A 22,911-nucleotide genomic window follows, 5' to 3' on the forward strand; every position below is an offset into this window, starting at 1 on the left:
ATGTTGTATTTGTTTTTTTTAAGAAAACCAATCGAATCAAATAAGACAATGACGAGCAAACATTCTTATTGTTTTGATGTCAATAAAACACGTTATATTTTTTTCAGTTCGCTATTATAAATTAGTCGTTATAAAAACCGCAAATAGATCCTAAATAGGCTTATTTAACTTTTTGAAGATAGCATTGGTTAATTTTGATAGTATTTTAGACAAATTTAAAACATCAAAAGCAATGATGTTGCTATTTTCGCTTCTACCAAATATAGCCGAGTACTGTTCAACCAATTTGCACAGATGATAAAGGAAGATCCTTTGCATTTGTGCTATAAATGATTTAGAATTATGAAACTCGCTCAGGCTATTACTTGGTATTATAGCAACTAATTAAACAAACTACCTAACATGAAACAAATCTTATTATTCTTTTCACTCCTCTTCTGTATTTTGCAGACGTCTGGACAAGATCTGTCTTTAATAAAAGGAGTGGTCAGAGATCAGGACAATCAACCGGTTGCTGGGGCTACCATAACTGAAAAAGGCACTTCTAATGTAGCGCTTTCAGGAAAGAATGGCAATTATCAGCTTAAAGTGAAATCCGGAGCAACACTATTATTTACTTACTTAGGTTATAAAACACAGCAGCAGCAAGTAAATGGCAAAACAACTCTAGATGTGCAGTTGCAGGCTGAGCAAAATAACCTCAACGAAGTAGTTGTCGTTGGTTATGGTCAAACTGTACAGCGGAAGGACCTGACTGGTGCTATATCTTCCGTATCGGGCACTGAATTGGCTAAAGTTCCCGTTCAGAATGTTGCGCAGGCATTGCAAGGTCGTATCGCTGGAGCACAGGTAACGATGTCCGATGGGACACCGGGTTCAGAGCCTAAGATCACTTTACGTGGAGGGATGTCCATCACGCAGAGCAATGAACCCTTATATGTCGTTGACGGAGTACCGCAAACTGATGGATTGGCATTTTTAGATCCTATGGATATCGAATCTGTTGATGTGATGAAAGATGCATCTTCAACTTCTATTTATGGAGCCCGAGGTGCAAACGGGGTCATCCTTATCACGACCAAAAAAAGCAAGTCAGGAAAGGTTCGAATTAATTACGATGGTTATTTCGGAGCAAAAAAAATCAATAAAGAGCTTCCTTTATTATCCGGATACGAGTATGTTTTAGCCCAATATGAATATGCCGCAAACTCTTCACCTGCTATAGCACAAAAATTTCTTGGTGCTTACGGCTCTTTCGAAGATTTGAAGAAGAATTACGAACATAGGCCAGGAAATAATTATCAAGAAGTACTTTTTGGTAATACTGCGAGTAGTCAGTACCATAAATTTAGTGTTAATGGTGGCGGAAAAGAAACTCAGTTTAATGCATTCTATTCTCATAACCAGGATGATGGTATCATGATTTCGAGCGGTTCTGTTAAAGATATCGCTAAACTGACCATAAACCATAGTCCAAGTAAGAAGTTTTCTGTTAATGCTATCGTTAATTACGCTAACCAACAGATTACAGGTATAGGTACAAGTGAAGGCGGTAATACACGCTTGAGTTTCTTGCAAAATATTTTACAATATAGGCCGATTATTGGTCTTACGGGTACCGATGAAGATTTATTGACACAGGATTTAGATCCTTTAGATCCCTCACCTTCATTACCAACATTCCAGAACCCACAAACTGCAGCCGAATCTAATCAACGGGACAACCGCATAAAATCATTAAACTTAAGTGCAACGTTACAGTACAATATTTTCAAGGATCTGACCTACCGTGGTCTTGTAAGTTATTCTGACATCAATACTAAAAACAAAGCATTTACAGACGCTAAATCCACTATTGCCATTCGAAGTGGAGGTCCTTTTGGCAGTATCGCTCAAAATGAATCTTCGCGTTTCAATTATAGCAATATCTTAACCTATGCCAATACATTTAATGACAAACATAAGTTTGATGTTTCACTTGGTCAGGAGTATATCTATAATTATAATGAAGGGTTTTCCACTTCGGCATCTGCATTTCCAGCAGAAAATTTAGGATGGGACAATTTGGGCTTCGGAACTCTTACCGTTGTTCCAAATTCATTTGCACAGGATGAGAAAATGCTATCATTTTTCGGTAGATCCAATTATGGCTATAAAGGAAAATACCTATTAACAGCTAGTTTACGTGTTGATGGATCATCCAAATTCGGAGAAGACCATCGCTGGGGAATTTTTCCTGCAGCAGCCGTAGCATGGAAGATTAATCAGGAGGATTTTATGAAATCCTTACCCTCCGTGTCAGATTTGAAGTTACGGTTTAGTTACGGTACTTCAGGAAACAATAGAATTAATAATTATTTAGCATTCGGTACTTTTGGAAATATCAGTTATCCACTAAATAACCAGCCTGTTACTGGGACAGTGTTGAATACCCTACCAAATCCAAAATTGAAATGGGAGGCTTTGCAAAGTGCTAATATTGGTTTGGATCTTGGTTTATTTAATCAAAGAATCACCTTGACAACAGAGGTATATAGTAATCGTTCTAAAGATTTACTTTTCAGTTCGCGTATACCAGCGAGTTCAGGATTTGCTACGCAGCTGAGAAATATAGGAACAACCTCCAGTAAAGGAGTTGAAGTAACCTTAAACACCGTAAATGTGCGTAAAGCAGATTTTACTTGGAACAGTACATTGAATTTTGCTTTCAATAAAACCAAAGTGTTGAGTTTAACTCAAAATGAGACATCTATGGTTGTACCTAGTTATACCACTACCAACGATTATATTTTGCAAGTTGGACAACCTGTCGGTGCGATGTATGGCTATATTCAAGATGGTCTCTATGAAGTAAACGATTTTGATTACAACGCGACGACCAATATCTATACCCTAAAAAGCGGTGTCACAACTGATGCAATTAGTGTAAGACCTGGTTATATCAAATTTAAAGATATCAATGGTGATAATAAGATTGATGAGAAAGATCGTACAGTCCTGGGTAATGGAAATCCTAAGTTTACCGGGGGTTTTAATAATACATTTAGCTATAAGGGCGTCGATCTTAGCGTATTTATCAACTGGGTGATCGGGAATAAAATCTACAATGCGAATAAATTAAATATGCAGCTTTTAGATGAGTACAGCAATGACTTTGCTTATATGGCTGATCGTTGGACTACGATCAATGCTAACGGTCAAATTGCTACACCAGAAGAACTGACTGCGTTAAACCAAGGTAAAACCATTCCTAACACCATCGGTGCACAAGACAGACGATTGTATGATAAAATGATTGAAGACGGTTCTTTTCTCCGGATCAATAATATTAGTCTGGGCTACACTTTACCAAAGAAATGGTTAAATGCGGTGAAAATTGCAAATGCACGTATTTATGTAACTGCTTATAACCTGCACGTATTCTCGAAATATTCAGGTTATGATCCAGAAGTAAGTGTTATCAAAAACCCATTAACTCCAGGAGTTGACTTTAGTGCTTATCCAAGAGCAAAATCTGTAGTAGCGGGTGTTAATCTATCCTTTTAATTATAAATCGAGATGAACATGAAATTCATGAATAATAGACTCATAGTAAGCGCGATTTGTTTGTCACTAACGGCTACATCTTGTAAGAAAACATTAGAAGTAGAACCATATTCTTCTTTTACCAGTGCCAATTTTTTCGAAAATGAAAATCAGGCTTTTATGGCAACTTTAGGCGTATATCAGTCACTTGGCCAACAGGCAACTTATGGCTGGTACATTAATTTAATTTACGATAATGATACCGATGTTTCACAAATTGATGGAAATGTAGATGCTAATCAATGGCGTGCCATACCTCATTATGCGGCGACTAAGGAAAGCTCTTTTCTCGATCAGACTTGGATTGCTCTTTTCCAAGGAGTAGGTCGAGCGAATGTTGTTTTAGCTCAAATCCCCAAAATGGATGCTTATACTAATGGATCGGACACTCAAAAGGCACTGCTCAACAGATTGATCGGGGAAGCTAAATTTTTGCGTAGCTATTTTTACTTTGACCTGGTACGGCTTTTTGGTGATGTACCTTTAAAACTTACCCCATCGCAAACAGGTGAAAAGTTTGATGTTCCGTCCACTGACCGTTATGTTATATACGATCAGATTATCAAAGATATGAAAGAGGCTGCAGATTTATTACCTGAAACTCTTCCTACAGATGAGCGGATTAATAAATGGGGGGCTAAGGCTGTTTTAGCTAAGGTGGCCTTATATGCAGGTGGATATTCTCTTCGCAACAATGGTGGCATAGGAAGTGTGGAAAGACCAGCAAACTATAAGGAATATTATACTTTGGCCAAGCAACAGATTGATGAAGTGATTGGTAGCAAGCTCTACAGTCTCAATGACGATTATACTAAAGTATTTAAAAACCAGAGTCAGCATATTCTGGAACCTAAAGAGAGTTTATTTGAAGTGGCCTTTTTTAATCAGGCTAATTCTACTATCGGCGGTAATTCAATTGGTCAATTCAATGCACCAACTACCGTGAACGGTGTTTATAGACAGGCTAATTCAAGAGTTTTGGTTCTCAAACCATTTTTTGATTCGTTTGATACGAAAGATGTACGTCGAGATTTTGCTGTTGCCGCATTTTCCATTGATGCAAAAGGACGCCGAGTTCCTTACTTAGCAGCTAGAGGTGATGAGAACTGGAAGGTCGGAAAATGGAGCAGAGAGTATCAAACAGGAACTTTGCAAGAACTACAAAGCACCAATATCAACACCGTTATTATGCGTTATTCAGACGTACTGTTGATGCGTGCTGAGGTAGAAAACGAATTAAACAATGGACCTAACACATTAGCTTACGATGCTATTAACGAGGTAAGACGGAGAGGTTATGGGGTCAATACAGCGGGTAGAAGTATTTCAATCGATGTCTTAACACCAGGAAGCGGTTATTCAGCTGTTCCTACTTTTACGATTGTTGATGGTGGAGGGACAGGAGCTATAGGAGGGGCCAATCTCATCGCTACTTCTGGCACATTAGGCCCAATGACCATCGTGACCACCGGTTATCCCAACACTGTTAATGCAGGTTACGGATACACCTCTGTTCCTACGGTTACTGTTTCAAATCCTTGGCCTGATAACGTGTCAAATTGGGTATCTTCCAAATCCTATTCTGTTGGAACTTATGTAAAGCAGGGTAGTAATTATTATCGGGTAGCAACCGCAGGAACTTCCACTAGTACAGCTCCATCACACACTTCTGGAAACTCTTCAGCAGTCAGTACTGGGGTGGAGTTCACTTATGCAAGCCCCGCTGTTGTAAAAGCGACACTATTAGTCAAGCCAACAGCTAATGATGCCGATTTGATGTCGGGTAAATCTAAGGAACAATTTTTCGATGTGATCGTTAGTGAAAGAGCACGTGAATTATGTTTTGAAGGTGGACGTAGAGGAGATTTGATTCGTTGGAACTTACTAGGAGCGAAAATTGCATTGACAAAATCATTAATTCGTCCAAATTATACGTACTTGTCATTTGCTAATTTCAGAGCCAATCAACATGAACTTTATCCAATCCCATTGAGTGAAACAGATGTAAATACATCAATTAATCAAAATCCTGGGTATTAGTTTAATGTAACCATTATTAAAAAAGGTATGAAAAAATCGATAGCAGTAGTTTTATTATTGTTCTTACCATCAATAATATTTGGAAAGGAAAAGCAGGATTCTTTAACAATGCAGTCTAGGCCTAATATTTTAATTATTATGACCGATCAGCAAACTGCCGCAGCGATGAGCAATGCTGGAAATAATTATTTGCATACGCCAGCCATGGACCGGCTGGCGGCAAATGGAGTCAAATTTACGAAAGCCTATTGTGCACAACCCCTCTGTACGCCATCACGTACGGCTATTTTTAGCGGAAAAATGCCTTTTGAGACTGCAGTTGTGGGCAATGTACCAGAGAAAGATGGAAATTGGACAGATAGTATTCTGGTTATGGGTAAAATCTTGCAGGATGGAGGTTATAAAACTGGTTATGTTGGTAAGTGGCATTTGCCTTTACCCACCGCAAAGATTAGTCAGCATGGATTTGAATACATAAAAAACACAGATTTTTTAGATTACAATGATGCGGCAACTCCGTCCTATTGTGCCCGTTTTTTAAAAGAAAATCAAGAAAATCGCTTTTTATTGGTAGCGTCATTTCTGAATCCGCATGATATCTGCGAGTGGGCGCGGGGAGATGCTCTTAAGATGGATATTTTAGAAGATGCACCTGCGCCACATTTATGCCCTCCATTGCCCGTTAACGCAGGTATTCAGCCCAATGAACCTATGATTGTTAGAGAGCAACAGAAAGTCAATCCTGGAACTTATCCTACTGTTGAATGGACGGATGATCAATGGCGTCAATATCGATGGGCATACAATCGTCTAGTAGAAAAGGTAGACACTTATATTGGTATGGTTTTAGGGTCTTTAAAAAAGTATAACTTGGAGAAAAATACGATCGTAATCTTTACATCAGACCATGGTGATGGTTATGCGGCGCATCGTTGGAATCAAAAGCAGATTCTTTATGAAGAGTCTGTCAGAGTTCCTTTTATCATTTCCAAAATAGGCGTATGGAGGCCGACTACTGACGATATGTTGGTTTGTAATGGAATTGATATTATTCCAACAATTGGTGGTTTTACAGGTGTAAAACTTCCCTCTTATCTAAAGGGAGTTGATCTTAGTAAAAGAATTGTAAATCCCAGTTACCAATTGCGTGATACGTTGGTTATTGAGACCGATTTTGCAGACAATGAAAGATTGCTTGGTATCAATGGAAGAGCAGTTATAACGAAGGATTATAAGTATATTGTATATAACGAAGGTGAAATTAAAGAACAATTATTTGATCTCAAAAAAGATCCAGGAGAGATGAGAAACTTATCTGTTGACAAGGTTTTTGGAAAAAAGCTGATCACTATGCGTAATTATCTCAAAAAGTGGTGTAAAGAAAACGGAGATTCTTTTGAGTATCAACTTTAAGTTTAATATCAAAGATTCTTTCTGCTGGTTTTAAACTTTTAATGATTGCAATTTTTATTTCCGCTATAAAATAATTCTTGATGCTAGAGGAGATATCGATAAATTTATTTTATATATGCTGTTATTATGTGTAAAATAAATTTATCTTAGTTTGATATAAATTAATGATGAGAGTTTGGTATTTGTGTTTTAGCCTGATCTTTGTTCAATGGATAACAAATTGTGTTTTTGGTCAGCAAGACGAGAGGCATTTTCGCAATATTTCAGTAGAAAAGGGCCTATCTCAAAGTACTGTTTTCTCAATTACACAAGATACCGTTGGCTTCATGTGGATCGGGACCAAAGATGGATTAAACCGGTACGATGGGAAGCGTTTTACCATTTATAGATCCTCAAATACAAATTCAAAAAGTATTGTTTCCAGTTATATCAGTTACTTGTATGTTGATAAAAGTGGTCAGCTTTGGGTAGGTGGCGATCGGGGTATCAGTAAATATAATTATGATACGGATGATTTTGAAAATTATCCATTAGCACGCACTGCAGGCGAATGGAGTGTCTCTAGTATTGTTGAAGATGAAAATAAAAATCTATGGGCTAGTTCAACTGGCGGAGACATCTTTATCTTTTCTAAAACTCAAAAAAAGTTTAATTCCCTTACTATTGATGTCAGTGCTTATGGTATTAAACGTATTTCTTTTATCAGTTCCTGGCAAAAAACAATTGTAGTAGGAACAGAAGTCGGGCTTTTTAAAATTGATGCTCATAAACAAAAACTTGACAAAATAGATATTGGTATCAGCAAACCTGTGATTAACTGTGCTTATATAGATGGCGATCTTTTGCTTATCGGAACAGAAGGATCGGGCCTAGTCACTTTGCATAAGAGCAAAGGAGTTACTCAAATTGAGCGTCATCGACCTAATAAAAATTCCATCGCAGACAATAATGTTCGTACTATTTATAAAGATCAGTTGGGTAATATCTGGTTAGGAACATTTCGGGGGCTTTCTATTTATAATCCTAATACCAAGATATTCCAAAATTATTTCCATGAAGTCTCTCAGCCTTTCGCGCTGAGCCAAAATTCAGTTCGTTGTATTTTTCAAGATCGACAAAAGGGCATGTGGTTAGGAACTTATTATGGGGGTGTCAACTATTACCATCAAAAACATATCAAGTTTAACCTATTAAGCAGAAAAACTGGAAATCTTTCTCTCAATGATGAAGTCGTTAGTATCATCAAGGAAGATTCTGATGGGAATGTATGGATTGGGACTAATGATCGGGGCTTAAATTTTTGGAATCGAAAGAAAAACCAAATCAGTTATTATTCTGCTTCAGAAGGGAATGCAATGGGATTAAATAGCAATAACATAAAATCTCTTGTGTTTAGTTCCAATAACGATGTTCTTATTGGGACACATAATGGAGGACTCAACGTCTTAAATAAAGCTACGGGGATGGTAAAACACTATGTTCATAACGATCTCGATCAGCAGAGTATAGCTGGAGATCTTGTGTATAGCTTGCTTAAAGATGATAAAGGACGTATTTGGGTAGGGACATATTCAGGACTCGATCAGTTTGATCCACAGAAAGGAACCTTCAAGCATATTCTTTTGGACAATGCCAGAAGACGATTGCGTTCGGACGAGATTACTTATCTGTTTCAAGACAGCAAGAAAAGAATCTGGATCGGCACAACAAGCGGTGTCACACAATTTTATCCAGATAACCTTTTGTTTGCATTTTTGCCCAATTCAAAATTGGCAGACGATGTGATTAACTGCATCACTGAAGATAAAAAGGGACGTATATGGATCGGTACACGTCGAGGAATCAGTTTATACGATGAATCGAGTCGCGCATTTGTCACCCATGATACGAGAAAAGATTTTTTTAAGGGAAACATTTATGGTATCGTACCCGATGAGGAGGGCAATCTTTGGATATCGACCAACCAAGGGTTGATACAATTTAATCCAGACAAGGGTACTTCACATAGTTACGATGAAAAAGATGGACTGCAAAGCAATCAATTTAACGAATATGCATTTTGCCGTACATCTGATGGGATGTTACTGTTCGGTGGTATTAAAGGCATTTCATATTTCTATCCTTCGTGGGTAAAACAGGAGCCTATAAAACTACAACTTCGGTTTACAGGTTTGGAAGTTTTTGGTAAAAATATAGTAGCACACGATCAAACTAATATATTAGATCTACCCATAGATCAGACTGTTGAAATTACCTTAGGGCCGGAAAATAAGCAGTTTAGCATTTATTTTAATAGCTTCAATTATCTTTCAGCTAATCGTACTGCCTATCTTTACAAGTTAGATGGCTTCGATACCCAATGGCAGCAAAGTGAGGATCCAAAGGTAAGTTATAACAATGTTCCCGCTGGAAATTATACGTTGCTAGTTAAGGCTAAAGGACCTAATGGAGAAGAAAGTAGTGTCAAAAAGCTTGAGATTAGAATTCAACCTTTGTGGTATAAATCTACTTGGTTTTATCTCTTGTTGCTGTGCTTAGTTGGTGGTTTAGCTTATTTGGCTTATCGTATCGTTTCCGAGCGCATAAGAACTTTGCAACAATTGAAAATGGAGCGGCTTGATAAGGAAAAGGTACGTTATATTAACCAGGTTAAAATGGATTTTTTCACCAATGTTTCCCATGAATTAAGAACTCCATTGACTTTATTGCTCGGACCTCTGGAAGAGATGGTGAGCAGAGCTGGGGCAGATAAGTGGCTTAAAAAACAACATGAACTTATGTTGGTAAATGCAAGACGCTTATACCATTTGGTGGATCAGCTGTTTGAATTTAAAAAAACAGAGCGCGGTACTCGGAAATTGCGTGTTCATAAAAGTGATCTGGTTAGCTTTTTAAAAGAAATTTACGAATCCTTCAGCTCTTTAGCTGAGAAAAATGGTGTTCAGTACGTGTTTAAGTCTGAAATTACTACCTTATCATTCTTTTTTGATAAGGATGCAGTAGAGAGGATACTTTTTAATTTACTTTCAAATGCATTCAAATATACTTCAAGTCATCATCGTATTGCCGTTTCGTTTTCTGTTCAGGACGATTTTGCCAGAATAGAAGTGAGTGATACAGGGACAGGTATAGCGCATGATCAACTGGATAAAGTATTTGATCGTTTCTATCAGATTGAAGGAGAGGAAGCTAATTTGGGATCTGGTGTAGGTCTTGCATTTACCAAACGTTTAGTTGAGTTGCATCACGGCCGTATATATGTAGAAAGTGAACTAGGTAAAGGAAGTCGATTTTTCATCGAACTCCCGATCTCTGATCAGTACTACGTTGATGCAGAGCAGAAAAATGATGAACATGAACTTGTATCAATTCCTGAAAATAATGAATTGAATGTAGCAGATTCTGATGGGAATGCGGATATTATCGAGTCAAAAGAGAAGCAATTGTTTAAACACACCAAAATTTTGGTTGTAGATGACAATGAAGAAATACTCAACTATCTTAAAAGATTTTTGGAAGATAGTTTTGACATCTCTACAGCAGCGGACGGACAAATGGCTTTAAAATATTTAGAAACTGAACAGTTTGACCTCGTATTAAGTGATGTCATGATGCCCGAGCTTGACGGATTACACTTATGTAAACGTATAAAACAAAACATCAATACATCCCATATTCCGGTTATTTTACTGACAGCAAAATCTGAAACCTCACAGCAATTAAAGGGATTGGAAATGGGAGCGGATGATTATATTACTAAACCCTTTTCGCCTGCATTGCTCAAAGCAAAACTATTCAATCTGTTGAAATCTCGTAAAAGGCTTAAAGAATACTATGCAGAAAATAAGGAGATTGTTCCTGAGAATATTGCATTCAATACACTCGATGAAGAGTTTCTGAAAGAGGCCGTTGCAATTATCGAAAAACATTTATCAAATTCAGATTTCTCGGTCGAGAAATTTAGCCGGGAGATCGGTATGAGCAGATCTAATTTGTATCTTAAATTTAAAGCTATAACAGGTGAATCTGCAACAGATTTTATTAAAAGAATTCGTTTTACAAAGGCCGTCGAGCTCATGCAGTCGCAACGTTATACCATAGCACAAATTGCTTACATGTGCGGTTTCAACTCACCATCTTATTTTTCAACGGCATTTAAACAGTATTATGGCTATATGCCATCGGAATATGCTAGTAGAAGAGATGCTTAAAAATTAATATATTTACCTGTATATTAGTCTCTTTTGTATTAATTTTCACTATATTTAGTGCTACATAAAGTAAACCTAAATACTAATAAATGAAAAAATACTTGCTAGCCAGTATCCTTTTTTTGTTCACAGCGACATCCTATGCAAAAATTCGGCTTCCTAATATTTTAGGGAGTAATATGGTGTTGCAGCAAAAATCAACCACCAAGTTATGGGGATGGGCAGAGCCGGGTGAAAAGATTAAAATCACTACTTCGTGGGATAATAAACTTATTGAAAGTGTAACGGACGGTAATGCAAGATGGCAGATCGATATCCAGACGCCACAGGCTGGCGGACCTTACAACATTACACTTCAAGGTGGCAACAAAATAGTCCTTGACAATATATTGATCGGAGAAGTGTGGGTATGTAGCGGTCAATCTAATATGGAATGGTCGTATAACCAAGGTATCACAAGTATAAAAGATGAGTTTTCAGAACTTAATAAACGCAACATTAGACTCTTTAATATCCCAAAAACAACTTCAAATACACCACAGGACAATAATGAAGGAAATTGGTCTATATGTGATAGCAACACCATTAAGAATTTTAGTGCGGTTGGATATTATTTTGGTAAACATCTCAACGAAGATTTAGATGTTCCAATTGGATTGATCGGTAGTAATTGGGGCGGTACACCTGCTGAAGTGTGGACTCCCGAAGAGTTGGTGGATAATAATACGGTTCTGAAAGAAGCGGCAACTAACAATAAACCTACAGCATGGTGGCCTGTATTGCCAGGATATGCTTACAATGCCATGATTGCTCCACTTGTCAATTATAAAATAGCAGGTACCATCTGGTATCAGGGTGAAAGTAATAAAGAGACAGCATCTACGTATACGGAATTGATCAATACGATGGTTGGATCATGGCGTAAGGCATGGAATAAAGAATTTCCATTTTATTATGTACAGATTGCACCATTTCGTTATGAAAGACATGGTGTCGGAGCTTTATTGAGAGAAGCGCAGGCTAAAAACCTTACTACAAAAAATACAGGAATGGTGGTAATTTCAGATTTAGTCACAGATACGTTGAATATTCACCCTACAAATAAAAAAGATGTAGGTCTAAGATTGGCAAACCTCGCTTTAGTAGAAACCTATGGTCTTAAGAAAGATGCGCACAAAAGCCCGATGTTTAAATCATTAACAATAAAAGATAAAGAAGCTATCCTCGACTTTGATTATGCTACATCAGGATTAGTTTTAAAAGGAGATCAACCAAAGGAGCTTTTTATTGCTGGAGCGGATAAAGTATTCTATCCTGCAACAGTTAAAATAAAAGGAAATCAACTCCTTGTCTCCAATAAACAAGTGAAGGCTCCTGTAGCGGTACGCTATCAGTTTAGTAACACTGGAATCGGAAATATTTTTACTAAAAATAATCTTCCAATGGCGCCATTTAGAACAGATAATTGGGAAATTGATACAAGCCCCTTGAAATAATGAAATAGATTTCTGATGGTTGCTTGTTAGCATCAGAAATCTATTTGCACCGCTACTTCTTTAGATTAGAATTTCATTAGATATTCATATTTCTGTTTAATTTCCTCTAACCTTTCTTTAAATTTGTGAATTAAAGTAAATTACTATGCAGATATTAGTTGTGGAGGATGATAAACGGATCAGTGATTTTCTAATTAAAGGATTAGAAGAAAACGGCTATTTGGTTACGTTATGTCGGTCTGCAGAAGAAGTCATTGCTAATTACCTCAATATAGCATGGGATCTCTTGATTATTGATATTATGCTTCCGGGAATGGATGGTAGACAACTGGTCAGTACTTTGCGCTATAAAGATTGCCGTGCACCTGTCTTAATGTTGAGTGCATTAAACACGGTACAAGATAAGGTCGATTCTTTAGATATTGGGGCTGATGATTACCTGACCAAACCATTTCACTTTGATGAATTATTATCTCGGATTAAAGCACTGACCCGTCGGAGTCAGATTGGCTTTGACGTTAAAAAAAGCCAATGTATACAGATCGGATCACTCATGATCGACAAAGATCAATATAAGGTGTTTGATGGGGGACAGGAGGTGGAATTATCACCTCGAGAATTTAAACTCTTGATGTACTTGGTGGAAAATCAGAATAAAGCGGTTAGCCGAATTCAGATCCTCAATGCAGTATGGGGAATTAACTTTGACAATCAGACCAATGTTGTTGATGTATATATTTCCTATGTCCGCAATAAGGTAGAAAAAAATCAAAAATATATTTTTACTGTAAAAGGAGTAGGGTATCTATTTAAGTTAGAACAATGAATTTAAAGAACCGACTTTCTATATATGCAGCTATCATCTTTGGAGTGATTATTTTGATTGCCTCGACGATCATCTATGTGTCTTTTTATACTAAGATGGAAAGCCAGGAATTTCGGAATCTGGAGAGTAAGACCCTCTTATCTGCTCTATTTTATCTGGAGAAAGACGAGGTATCATTTATCGAACATGAATCGATTAAAAATCAACTTCAGAAGAATATTTCTAAACGCAATATACTGGTTGTGGACTCCCTTAATAGACGCTATGATGGACTGATGGAGGACGATGCTCCAGTTTCTTCAGATTTTTTCGATTTGGTACGTAAACAGGATGAAGCACAACTTAAAACAGATGCTTTTTTTTATAATGGACTTTTTTATCATGATAATGAAGGTGATTTTGTTATTGTAACTCGGGCATCAACAGTCGAATTTCAAGATCAGATGAAACTATTGCTACATATCTTGCTGGCTGTTTCATTAATCGGATTGATTTTGATCCTGATTTTCTCGCAGTTTCTTGGAAATATTGCTTATGATCCAATCCTCAAGATGATCAGTCAGATTAAGAAAAAAGACAATCAAAATTTCAATGAACCCATTGTATTAAATAAATCCTATCAAGAGGTACAGGAATTGGTTGATACCTACAATCACTTTGTTGAAAAGCTAAGCCAAACCTTTTCCATTCAAAAAAATTTTATCGATTATGTTTCTCATGAATTGCGAACACCCCTTGCCGCGATTTTAGGGACATTGGAAGTGAGTAAACAAAAGCCTAGAACTGTCGAAGAGCATGAGCTCGTCAATTTACAGCTGAAACGTTATACCGAAGATCTCCGTGATACGATCGATCATATGATGATTCTATCGGGCGCAAAGACTAATTTTGAGACTAAGATCATACGTATTGATGAAGTACTTTGGGAAATTATTGAGCAACTTACCTTAGTACATGGTGCCCAGATCAGTGTTGATATCCAGGTTGCAGATACCGATATATTAAAAATCGATGCGAATGATAAGCTGTTACAGCTTGCTGTTCAAAATATAATTTTAAATGCTGTCAAGTATTCCAATAATCAACCTATCGTTGTTCATCTCAAATCCCATAGTGGTAAATTGCTTGTTGAAATCATCGACCAAGGAATAGGTATTCTGCCAGAGGAACTTATTCGCGTGACCGAAAATTTTTATAGAGGTGAAAATGCACATGGTTATACGGGTAAAGGGATTGGTCTATCGTTAGCGAATGTTATTTTTAAACTCCATCACATTCGTATGGATATCAGTTCTAGTACAAAAGGGACAATCGTCTCGTTGTATTTCTAATCAAATTCTAATCTACTTCGAAATTCCTGTTAATCTTCTAAGCCTAGCTTTGCTAAAAATAATAAATAGTGAAGATATATTGGTTTATAGGTGTTTTTCTATTGACAGTTGGTCAATCGCGGGCACAGACGTATTCGTTACAGGCATTGAAGGATATGCTTCTGCAGAACAATGGACAACTTATTGCTCAAAAGTATCAGATAGCTGCTTCAGATGCATTGGTCGTACAGGAAAAATTATGGTCTAATCCTACTCTAAGTATTAGTGAAGTCAATCTTTGGAAAAATGGTACCTCAGAGACTTTACCTTATCTGTTTGGAAAATACGGGCAACAACAGCAAGTCGCGGTAGAATTAGAACAGCTGATTGAAACTGCCGGAAAACGTAAAAAAAGAATCAGTCTTAAATCCTTAGAAAGGAAAGATGCTTTACTTGATTATGAAGAATTACTTCGTGAATTACAATTTGAGTTAGATGAAGCATATTGGAGCTATATGGCTGTCTCCCGAAAAGAGTCGCTCGTGGATTCCATTGTAAATCTCTATCAGAATTTGGAAAATCAATATAAACGTCAATCCGACCTCAATAATATTCCTAAATCTGATTACCTCCGTATTCAAGCTGCGCTTATCAATTTTGAAAAAGATCGTGTGGAACTTTATGCCGACAAAAATAATTGGTTGACAAAGATTAAAGTTTTGACTCAGAATGAAACGATTGAAAATCTGCAAATTGAACAATCTGAGGTGCCGTTAAATTTATCTCAAAAAATACCCCTTGATATTGAGCATCAGTTATTAGATCAAAATATTGGTTATCAAAAACAAATCAACGAACGTGATAAGGCAAAGCAACAGCTTTTGATCGAAAAAGCTGAAAGAACGCCCAATCTAACATTTCAATTAAGTTATGATCGTGGTGGAAATATTATGCGTGATTTTGTAGGTGCTGGAGTTAGCATGGACTTACCTATTTGGAACCGAAATAAGGGAAATATAAAAGCCGCCGAAAGTATGGCAAAACATGCTGAATCGCAACAAAATGTGTTACTCAGTCAATTGAAAGGACAGCTCAAAGATTTACAGTATCAAGTTGCGCTATATGAAGTTACTTTATTAAAATCAAAAAATATTGCTTCGGAAGAACGCAAAGCTATGATTGCTAACTACCAAAAACATTTACAGAAGAAACAGATCACTTTATTGGAGTTTATTGATTTTATAGAAGCTTATCAGGAAACCGAAACGGGTATTGTTGATATGACTTTAGCTTATCAAATGGCACATGCGCAATTACAATATTTAACCGGACAAAAATTTTAGAAAGATGACGATGAAAACCAAACTTATATATTTACCGATGGTCATTTTTATGAAATTGCTATCGGGATGCAGTGCCGATGCCACTTCAAATACAACTGAAGGTATAGCCGATACCACCAAATTCTGTCTCAGTGAACAGATGAAAAAAACAACGACCATAAGCCCGATCGCTTTATTACCCATTACGGAACAATTATCGCTTTCTGGTAAAATTGATTATAATGAAAATGATCTAGTTGCCTTTAGAAGTTTATTGGAAGGTACAGTTGAAAGTGTTGGATTTGAATTGGGAGATTATGTTAAAGCTGGCCAAATATTGGCGACGATTAAATCGACACATGTTCAGGAACTCTTTCAGGAACAGCGTAATTTACAAAATCAAATTGTAATGGCGACTAAGCAGTTGCAGACCAAAAAAGAACTGTTGCAGGACGGTATGGTAGCAGGATCGGAGGTTCTGACCAGCGAACATGAATTAGCCAGTTTAAAAATTGAATTGGATAAAGTTCAGCAGATATTAAAAATGTATCGCGCAAAAGGACAGGGATCATTTGAAATTGTAGCGCCTAAGAATGGTTATATTATTCAAAAAGCGGTAAGTGTTGGACAAAGTATTTCAACAGACCAGGATCCGCTTTTTTCGATTTCTAATCTGAAGCAAGTTTGGGTGATGGTTAATATTTATGCAAACAATTTAAAATACATCAAAGAAGGTGATGCGGTAAAGGTAAAAACTATCGCACAGCCCGATATTTTTTATGCTGGAAAAATTGATAAAATATATCATGTGTTTGATGACAATGAGCATGTATTAAAAGCTCGTGTGGTACTGGAGAATCAAAATCTACAATTGATGCCAGGTTTAGCGGCCGATATCATTATTGATAAATCCAATGGAGGTGCACAAGCTTATGCTGTTCCTAATGGCGCCATTGTCTTTCACAACAATAAAGAATATGTCGTTATTTATAAAAATGACTGTGCTATTTCTACAAAACGTATCACGACAATTTCTTCCAATGAGCAGTATACATTTGTTCAAGAAAAATTTGATGAAGGCGAACAGATCATCAGTAAAAACGCTTTGTTATTATTTGAACAGTTAAATCCCTAAGGTATGCAAAAGTTAGTTCAAAATATCGTGACCTTCTCGTTGCGAAATACAACCTTTATTCTTTTTGCAACCTTAGCATTGCTGTTTGGAGGTGTCTATGCGCTACGAGATACAGCTATTGAAGCATTTCCCGACGTAACGAGTACTCGTGGCCGTATTATTACACAATGGCCTGGAAGAAGTGCAGAGGAGATGGAAAAGCTGGTTACTTTGCCTATATCAAAGGTGATGAATAGTATCCCGCATAAATCCAACATTCGTTCCATATCTTTATTTGGATTATCAGTTGTTACGGTGCAATTTGAAGACGGAGTTGATGATTTTTATGCACAGCAATATGTTTCCAACAAATTAAGCGGGGTCAATTTACCCGAAGGAGCAAGTGCTGAGATTGAACCTCCTTCGGGTGCAACAGGAGAGATTTTTAGGTATGTGATTAAAAGTGATCTTCCATTGAAAGAAGTAACCGCTATTCAGGACTGGGTTATTGAACGTGAGTTGCTTTCTGTACCTGGAGTTGCCGATGTTGTGAGTTTTGGTGGTGAAGAGAAGACTTATGAAATCAAAATTAATCCGACAGAACTCAAAAATTTCGACCTTTCTCCATTAGATGTCTATGAGGCTGTATCGAAATCAAATGTGAATGTCGGTGGTGATGTCATCGAACAGGGAAGTCAGGCTTATGTAGTACGTGGAGTAGGTCTATTGGATAAAATTGAAGATATTGGGAATATCACAATCAAATTAAACGGTTCTACGCCAATATTGATTAAAAATGTTGCTGAAGTCGTTGTTTCGCATAAACCTCGTCTGGGGCAGGTAGGATATAACGAGAACAATGATATGGTTGAAGGAATTGTGGTTATGTTGCGTGGAGAAAACCCGTCAGCTGTTATTGAAAATCTGAGAGCAAAAATTACAGAACTTAATGAGCGGACATTACCTGATAATGTAAAGATTGAAACCGTTATCGACAGAACCAAATTGGTGGACAATACGGTGAAAACAGTATCTAAAAATCTGGTTGAAGGTATTCTGTTGGTTTCACTGATTGTATTTATCTTTCTTTACAATTGGAAGTCAACCTTTATTGTTGCTTCGGTCATTCCGCTTGCATTCCTGTTTGCTATTATCATGCTGAAAATTCAAGGACTGCCGGCCAACCTAATATCTATGGGTTCTTTAGATTTTGGTTTATTGCTTGAAGGGACGCTTGTTATTGTAGAGACTGTATTTGTAGCCATGGCTACGTTATCACACAAAGTAGGACCCGAGCGTTTTGCTAAAATGAGTAAGCTAGGGGTGATCAAGAAAAGTGCTGGTAGTGTAGCTTCTTACATCTTCTTTGCATTGATTATTCTGATTGTTGCACTACTGCCTATTTTTTCTTTTCAAAAAGTGGAAGGAAAAATGTTTACTCCTTTAGCATTTACGTTGGGTTATGCTTTACTTGGTTCTCTGATATTAAGTTTGACCTATGTTCCAGCGATGTGTAAATTGTTGTTTACCAAAAATATCGACGAGAAAGAAAATGTGATCACCCGATTTTTTCAGAAAACAATTTTCGGGATGTATGCCGTAGCATTCCGCTATAAAAGAACAACTATAGGTCTATTTTTAGGTATTTTAGCTTTATGTCTTTTCAAATTTATGCATTATGGATCCGAATTTTTACCCAAACTCAATGAGGGAGCGATTTACATCCGTGCAACACTGCCCAATAGTGTCAATTTGAAAGAATCTACCCGTTTGACCGCAGAAATGAAAGATTTAATGCAAAAAGATTGCGAAGAAATCGATTTTATTTTGACGCAAACAGGTCGGCCAAATGATGGGACAGATCCGACGGGGTTCTTCAATATTGAGTTCAATGTTCAACTGAAAGATGCCGGCGAATGGAAAAGAAAAGTATCTAAAGAAGATATTATTCAAGAAATGCGTACCAAATTGCATCATTATCCCGGTATTACATTTGGATTCAGTCAACCGATTCAAGACAATGTGGAGGAATATGTCGCAGGTGTGAAGAGCTCTTTGGTTATCAAAATTTTTGGTGATGATCTCTATGATTTAGAAAAATATGCCAATAAAGTAGCCACATCTATTGCAAAAGTTAAGGGTATAGCCGATATCAATGTGTATAAGAATATCGGACTGCCAGAACTCAAAATACAGTTGCACGATTCCAAGATGGCAAAATATGGGATTCAGACTCGAGATGTTCAGGCTGTTATTGAAATGACGATCGGAGGACAGGCTGCGACAACTTTTTATGAAGGTGATCGACAGTTTGATGTCATCCTTCGTTTTCAAGAAGCTTATCGTGATACCCCAACTAAAATTGGTCAAATTTTAATACCGACCAGTAACGGACAGAATATCCCATTGCAGGAGATTGCGAGTATCAATTATCAAACGGGGCCTGCATTTATATATCGTGAAGGCAATAGCCGCTATATCGGTGTCGGATTTAGTATCGATGGCCGTGACTTAGGAAGTACGATTGCAGAAGCGAAGCAGGTAGTAGCCGCAGAAGTAAGTCTACCAAAAGAAAATCATATGGAGTGGGCAGGAGAATTTGAAAGTAAAGAGCGTGCCGCTAAACAGTTAGCTTTAGTAGTTCCTATCTCTTTAGTGCTGATTTTATTGTTACTATATGCCAATTTTGGAAATATAAAAGATACAGCCATTGCTTCTCTCACATTACCTTTTGCCTTTATTGGAGGATTTATTTCTCTTTGGGCCACAGGCACCATCTTTGGGATATCAGCAGGTATCGGTTTCATCATTTTATTTGGAGTGGCTACGATTGATGGTATTGTACTTATTGGTGTTATCAGAGATAACCTCAGACATAAAATGAAGTTGAAAGATTCCATTATACATGGTGTCCGAAGCCGGATCAGGCCTGTTGTTATGATCGCCTTAATGGGGTCAATGGGTTTATTGCCCGCAGCTTTATCAACAGGTATGGGTTCTGAAATCCAGAAACCACTTGCCATTATGATCGTAGGTGGACTGCTGATTTGTCTTGTACTGTCATTTACTATTTTACCAGTTGTTTTTTATCTGGCTTATCGCAAAGAGAAGGTCTAAGGGCAATTAGCTTTTTAACTAAAAGATCTCCAATAGTTTCGTGCTTTTGGAGATCTTTTTATGTAGAATAAGGTGATGCCGATCAATCTGAAGAGCTTACCTTAAAACCTATCTTTTTTCTTTCTTTTGGAAGAGGTTCTTCTAGTGAATGTTGACATCAAACAATTGCTATTTCCGTTTATGATTTTGTGTTTGGTCTTAGTGACATCTTATTACCAAACGCATCCATTTACCTGATATCGCCAATACCCGAGCTGAATCTGGTGAAAAACGAGAAAGGAGCATTCGGTCATTTCGACATTTTGCCTTAGGGGTAGTGGCTATCTTTTTTTATGTTGGGACAGAAGTTGCTATTGGAGCTAATAGTAATCTTCATGCTTTTGAATGGGAAGAATATAGACAACGGATACTTAACGATCTCAACAAGTACTTCGGAATAGAAGAGAACTTAGAAAGATAAACAATCGTAAAAGGTAGTCGCAAAGTATTGAACATAGTAGGTAAATCTTTCGACTTGATTTTTAACGAACAGCGGATGATGATCATGAAAGCTAAAGTTGTCGTTGAAGAAAACTAAGCATTAATCTTAGAAATAATATTAAAATAGAATTTCTACCTGTGAACTCCGGATGCCCCCGAGGTATTATTGACACATTAAACGTGTCAATAATACCTCGAGATGAAAAGGGGCGGCTTTTTGCCTAAAAAATCAAAATAATAAACAAAACTATACACGATATAATCAAGTTCTGGGGATATCTCCGTAAGCTATTGAAATCTGATAGGAAAGGATTTCTGTTGAGTAGAAAGCAGGAGGAATTACCTGAATATCCTGTAACTAAAATGTAGTAAATAATAATATTGCAGAAGCAACTAACGTAATTTTTAGCAGTAAATGTACCTTCGGTGAAGGTTCGCTTATGGTTGGAGATAAGGTTATAGCCGACTCAGGACTGGATTACCATTTCTCTGGCTATTTATTGCTAAATAAGCAAAGAATAAGCAACAAAACAGCAGAGAATAAGCAAGTAAGGTGTAACGCAGGTCATATGCAGAAGCCTAGAATTATCAAAGAAACGGCCTATAAATGGCAACGATTCGGTAATCAAATACCAAACAAACGGTAATGGATTAGCAATAAATAAGCGGACAAAGACCATCGCAAAGAGATCAAGCAGAATAAATTCTGATTTTTTCTTAACCAATTTAACACCAACTTCTAAGTTTCTTCGACTGAGCTTCGAGTCGGCATCGGTATTTCATCGGCTACAGTGCATGAAAAGTCGAAGCACGGTCGAACAAAAGTCAAGTGGAAGTATAAAAAGAGGTGAAGAAAAGGAAAAAAAAGTTAGTAGAAGTTTGCTGGATGTGGCAAACAGCAAATCAACGCATTGTCCGGGAGGTACACGCTATATACCTGCTTTTAACCTGTTTCGGACATTGTTTTATTTCCGGCTGTCGATGCACAAGGGAAAGGACGGTGTAGCTACATTGAAAGTGTTATGCAGTTACTGGGAAACTTAGTACGAGGTTAAAAGAAGGCTAAAACAAATGCTGATCAAAACAGTCGTTTTCCGCATCATGGTCGATCTATTTGTAAGATCTCGCTCAAGAGGGTTTGGTGTGTAGCTCAAGCGTCCGTAATGCGTATGCTAAGTACTGGTAAAGCATGGATAGTGCGTAAAACGGTACCCGTTTACGCACTACTAACGCACTATCAACGCTTTATCTATGCTTCATCCATACTTAATCCCTACATTGAAAGCACTTTATTTAAAATAAGAAGTTTTAAGCGATTGATTTCATTTAGTCAGGTCTATGGCTGGTTTTGCTTTAATAACCTGTCTAATCGCTTAAAAAGCTTTTCAAATCAAATGCATGGGGGTGTAAGAGATGTTGTGAATGAGCGTTTTGGAAAGCGGTTGCTAAAATAAGGGTTTTCAGCAGTGTTGCTTTTATTGCAGTTGATGACTTTCGGATCGGTATCCACACAATTCCTGAGTAAGCAGAATTATGTGTTGCAGGGAAAGGTTATTTCTGCTGTAGATAAAAAGCCGTTACAAGCTCTATGCGGGCGTGTTGAATCGGATAATATGAAGACATCGACCAATAAAGATGGCATGTTCAGTATGACCGTATCCCAACGCAATGGTAAAGTGAAGTTGACTTCTGTCGGCTATAAAACCCAAGAGTTGAATTATAATTAAAGTATATTATTGCACATGCAACTAAACCATTTGTAAGATCAGATTGAAGAGGTGGAAGTGGTGTCTGTCGGGTGCCAAAAATACCTAAAGAAAGAATGACAGGGAAGTTGGTTCTATATTCGTACAATCTTAAGAAGAGTGAGGCGCTGAATTTACCAGGTGATATGGGGGTGTTGCTGGTAGGAAGATTGTATAGTTTTTGTTTTCAGGTATATATACTTTTTATCGGCCCTAATATGGATATTGAAATTGATAAAATATAGACTCGTA

At 37.2% G+C, this 22,911-nt stretch carries 14 protein-coding genes; all 14 read left to right on the top strand.

Annotation, left to right across the window (positions count from 1 at the left end; translation table 11 throughout):
* Positions 1-402: 402 nt before the first annotated feature.
* Positions 403-3,546 (top strand): SusC/RagA family TonB-linked outer membrane protein, encoded by a 3,144-nt coding sequence (locus EDF66_RS12860; RefSeq protein WP_132843093.1) that lies wholly within the window; start codon positions 403-405, stop codon positions 3,544-3,546.
* 27 nt (positions 3,547-3,573) lie between these two features.
* Positions 3,574-5,625 (top strand): RagB/SusD family nutrient uptake outer membrane protein, encoded by a 2,052-nt coding sequence (locus EDF66_RS12865; RefSeq protein WP_165902436.1) that lies wholly within the window; start codon positions 3,574-3,576, stop codon positions 5,623-5,625.
* Positions 5,626-5,652: 27 nt separating this feature from the next.
* Positions 5,653-7,038 (top strand): sulfatase, encoded by a 1,386-nt coding sequence (locus EDF66_RS12870; RefSeq protein WP_132843097.1) that lies wholly within the window; start codon positions 5,653-5,655, stop codon positions 7,036-7,038.
* A gap of 164 nt (positions 7,039-7,202) precedes the next feature.
* Positions 7,203-11,249 (top strand): hybrid sensor histidine kinase/response regulator transcription factor, encoded by a 4,047-nt coding sequence (locus tag EDF66_RS12875; RefSeq protein WP_243656042.1) that lies wholly within the window; start codon positions 7,203-7,205, stop codon positions 11,247-11,249.
* A gap of 89 nt (positions 11,250-11,338) precedes the next feature.
* On the top strand, positions 11,339-12,745 hold the full coding sequence (locus tag EDF66_RS12880; protein WP_132843099.1) for a sialate O-acetylesterase: 1,407 nt from the start codon (positions 11,339-11,341) through the stop codon (positions 12,743-12,745).
* A 145-nt stretch (positions 12,746-12,890) separates the two neighbouring features.
* Positions 12,891-13,571 carry a response regulator transcription factor gene (locus EDF66_RS12885; protein WP_021190960.1) on the top strand — a complete coding sequence of 227 codons (681 nt, stop codon included), beginning with the start codon at positions 12,891-12,893 and terminating at the stop codon, positions 13,569-13,571.
* Complete coding sequence (locus EDF66_RS12890) at positions 13,568-14,902, top strand: sensor histidine kinase (RefSeq protein WP_132843100.1); 1,335 nt, start codon at positions 13,568-13,570, stop codon at positions 14,900-14,902. The genes EDF66_RS12885 and EDF66_RS12890 overlap by 4 nt, the downstream gene beginning before the upstream one ends.
* Positions 14,903-14,970: 68 nt before the next feature.
* Positions 14,971-16,224, top strand: coding sequence for a TolC family protein (locus EDF66_RS12895; RefSeq protein WP_132771862.1), 1,254 nt, complete (start codon positions 14,971-14,973; stop codon positions 16,222-16,224).
* A 10-nt stretch (positions 16,225-16,234) separates the two neighbouring features.
* Positions 16,235-17,338, top strand: a complete 1,104-nt coding sequence (locus EDF66_RS12900) for an efflux RND transporter periplasmic adaptor subunit (protein ID WP_165902437.1) — start codon at positions 16,235-16,237, stop codon at positions 17,336-17,338.
* A 3-nt stretch (positions 17,339-17,341) separates the two neighbouring features.
* A complete protein-coding gene (locus tag EDF66_RS12905) occupies positions 17,342-20,434 on the top strand; it encodes an efflux RND transporter permease subunit (protein WP_132843104.1) in 3,093 nt (1,030 codons plus the stop codon).
* A 316-nt stretch (positions 20,435-20,750) separates the two neighbouring features.
* Positions 20,751-20,894: a hypothetical protein gene (locus EDF66_RS26345; protein ID WP_243656043.1), complete on the top strand. Its 144-nt coding sequence runs from the start codon at positions 20,751-20,753 to the stop codon at positions 20,892-20,894.
* Between the two features lie 815 nt (positions 20,895-21,709).
* The gene (locus EDF66_RS12915; protein WP_132843106.1) at positions 21,710-21,958 is read left to right on the top strand and encodes a hypothetical protein; all 249 of its coding nucleotides are present in this window, start codon (positions 21,710-21,712) and stop codon (positions 21,956-21,958) included.
* Between the two features lie 119 nt (positions 21,959-22,077).
* Positions 22,078-22,368, top strand: coding sequence for a hypothetical protein (locus tag EDF66_RS12920; RefSeq protein WP_132843108.1), 291 nt, complete (start codon positions 22,078-22,080; stop codon positions 22,366-22,368).
* A 12-nt stretch (positions 22,369-22,380) separates the two neighbouring features.
* Positions 22,381-22,641, top strand: coding sequence for a carboxypeptidase-like regulatory domain-containing protein (locus EDF66_RS12925; RefSeq protein ID WP_132843110.1), 261 nt, complete (start codon positions 22,381-22,383; stop codon positions 22,639-22,641).
* Positions 22,642-22,911: the final 270 nt, after the last annotated feature.

Source organism: Sphingobacterium sp. JUb20 (assembly GCF_004342035.1).
Classification (GTDB): domain Bacteria; phylum Bacteroidota; class Bacteroidia; order Sphingobacteriales; family Sphingobacteriaceae; genus Sphingobacterium; species Sphingobacterium anhuiense.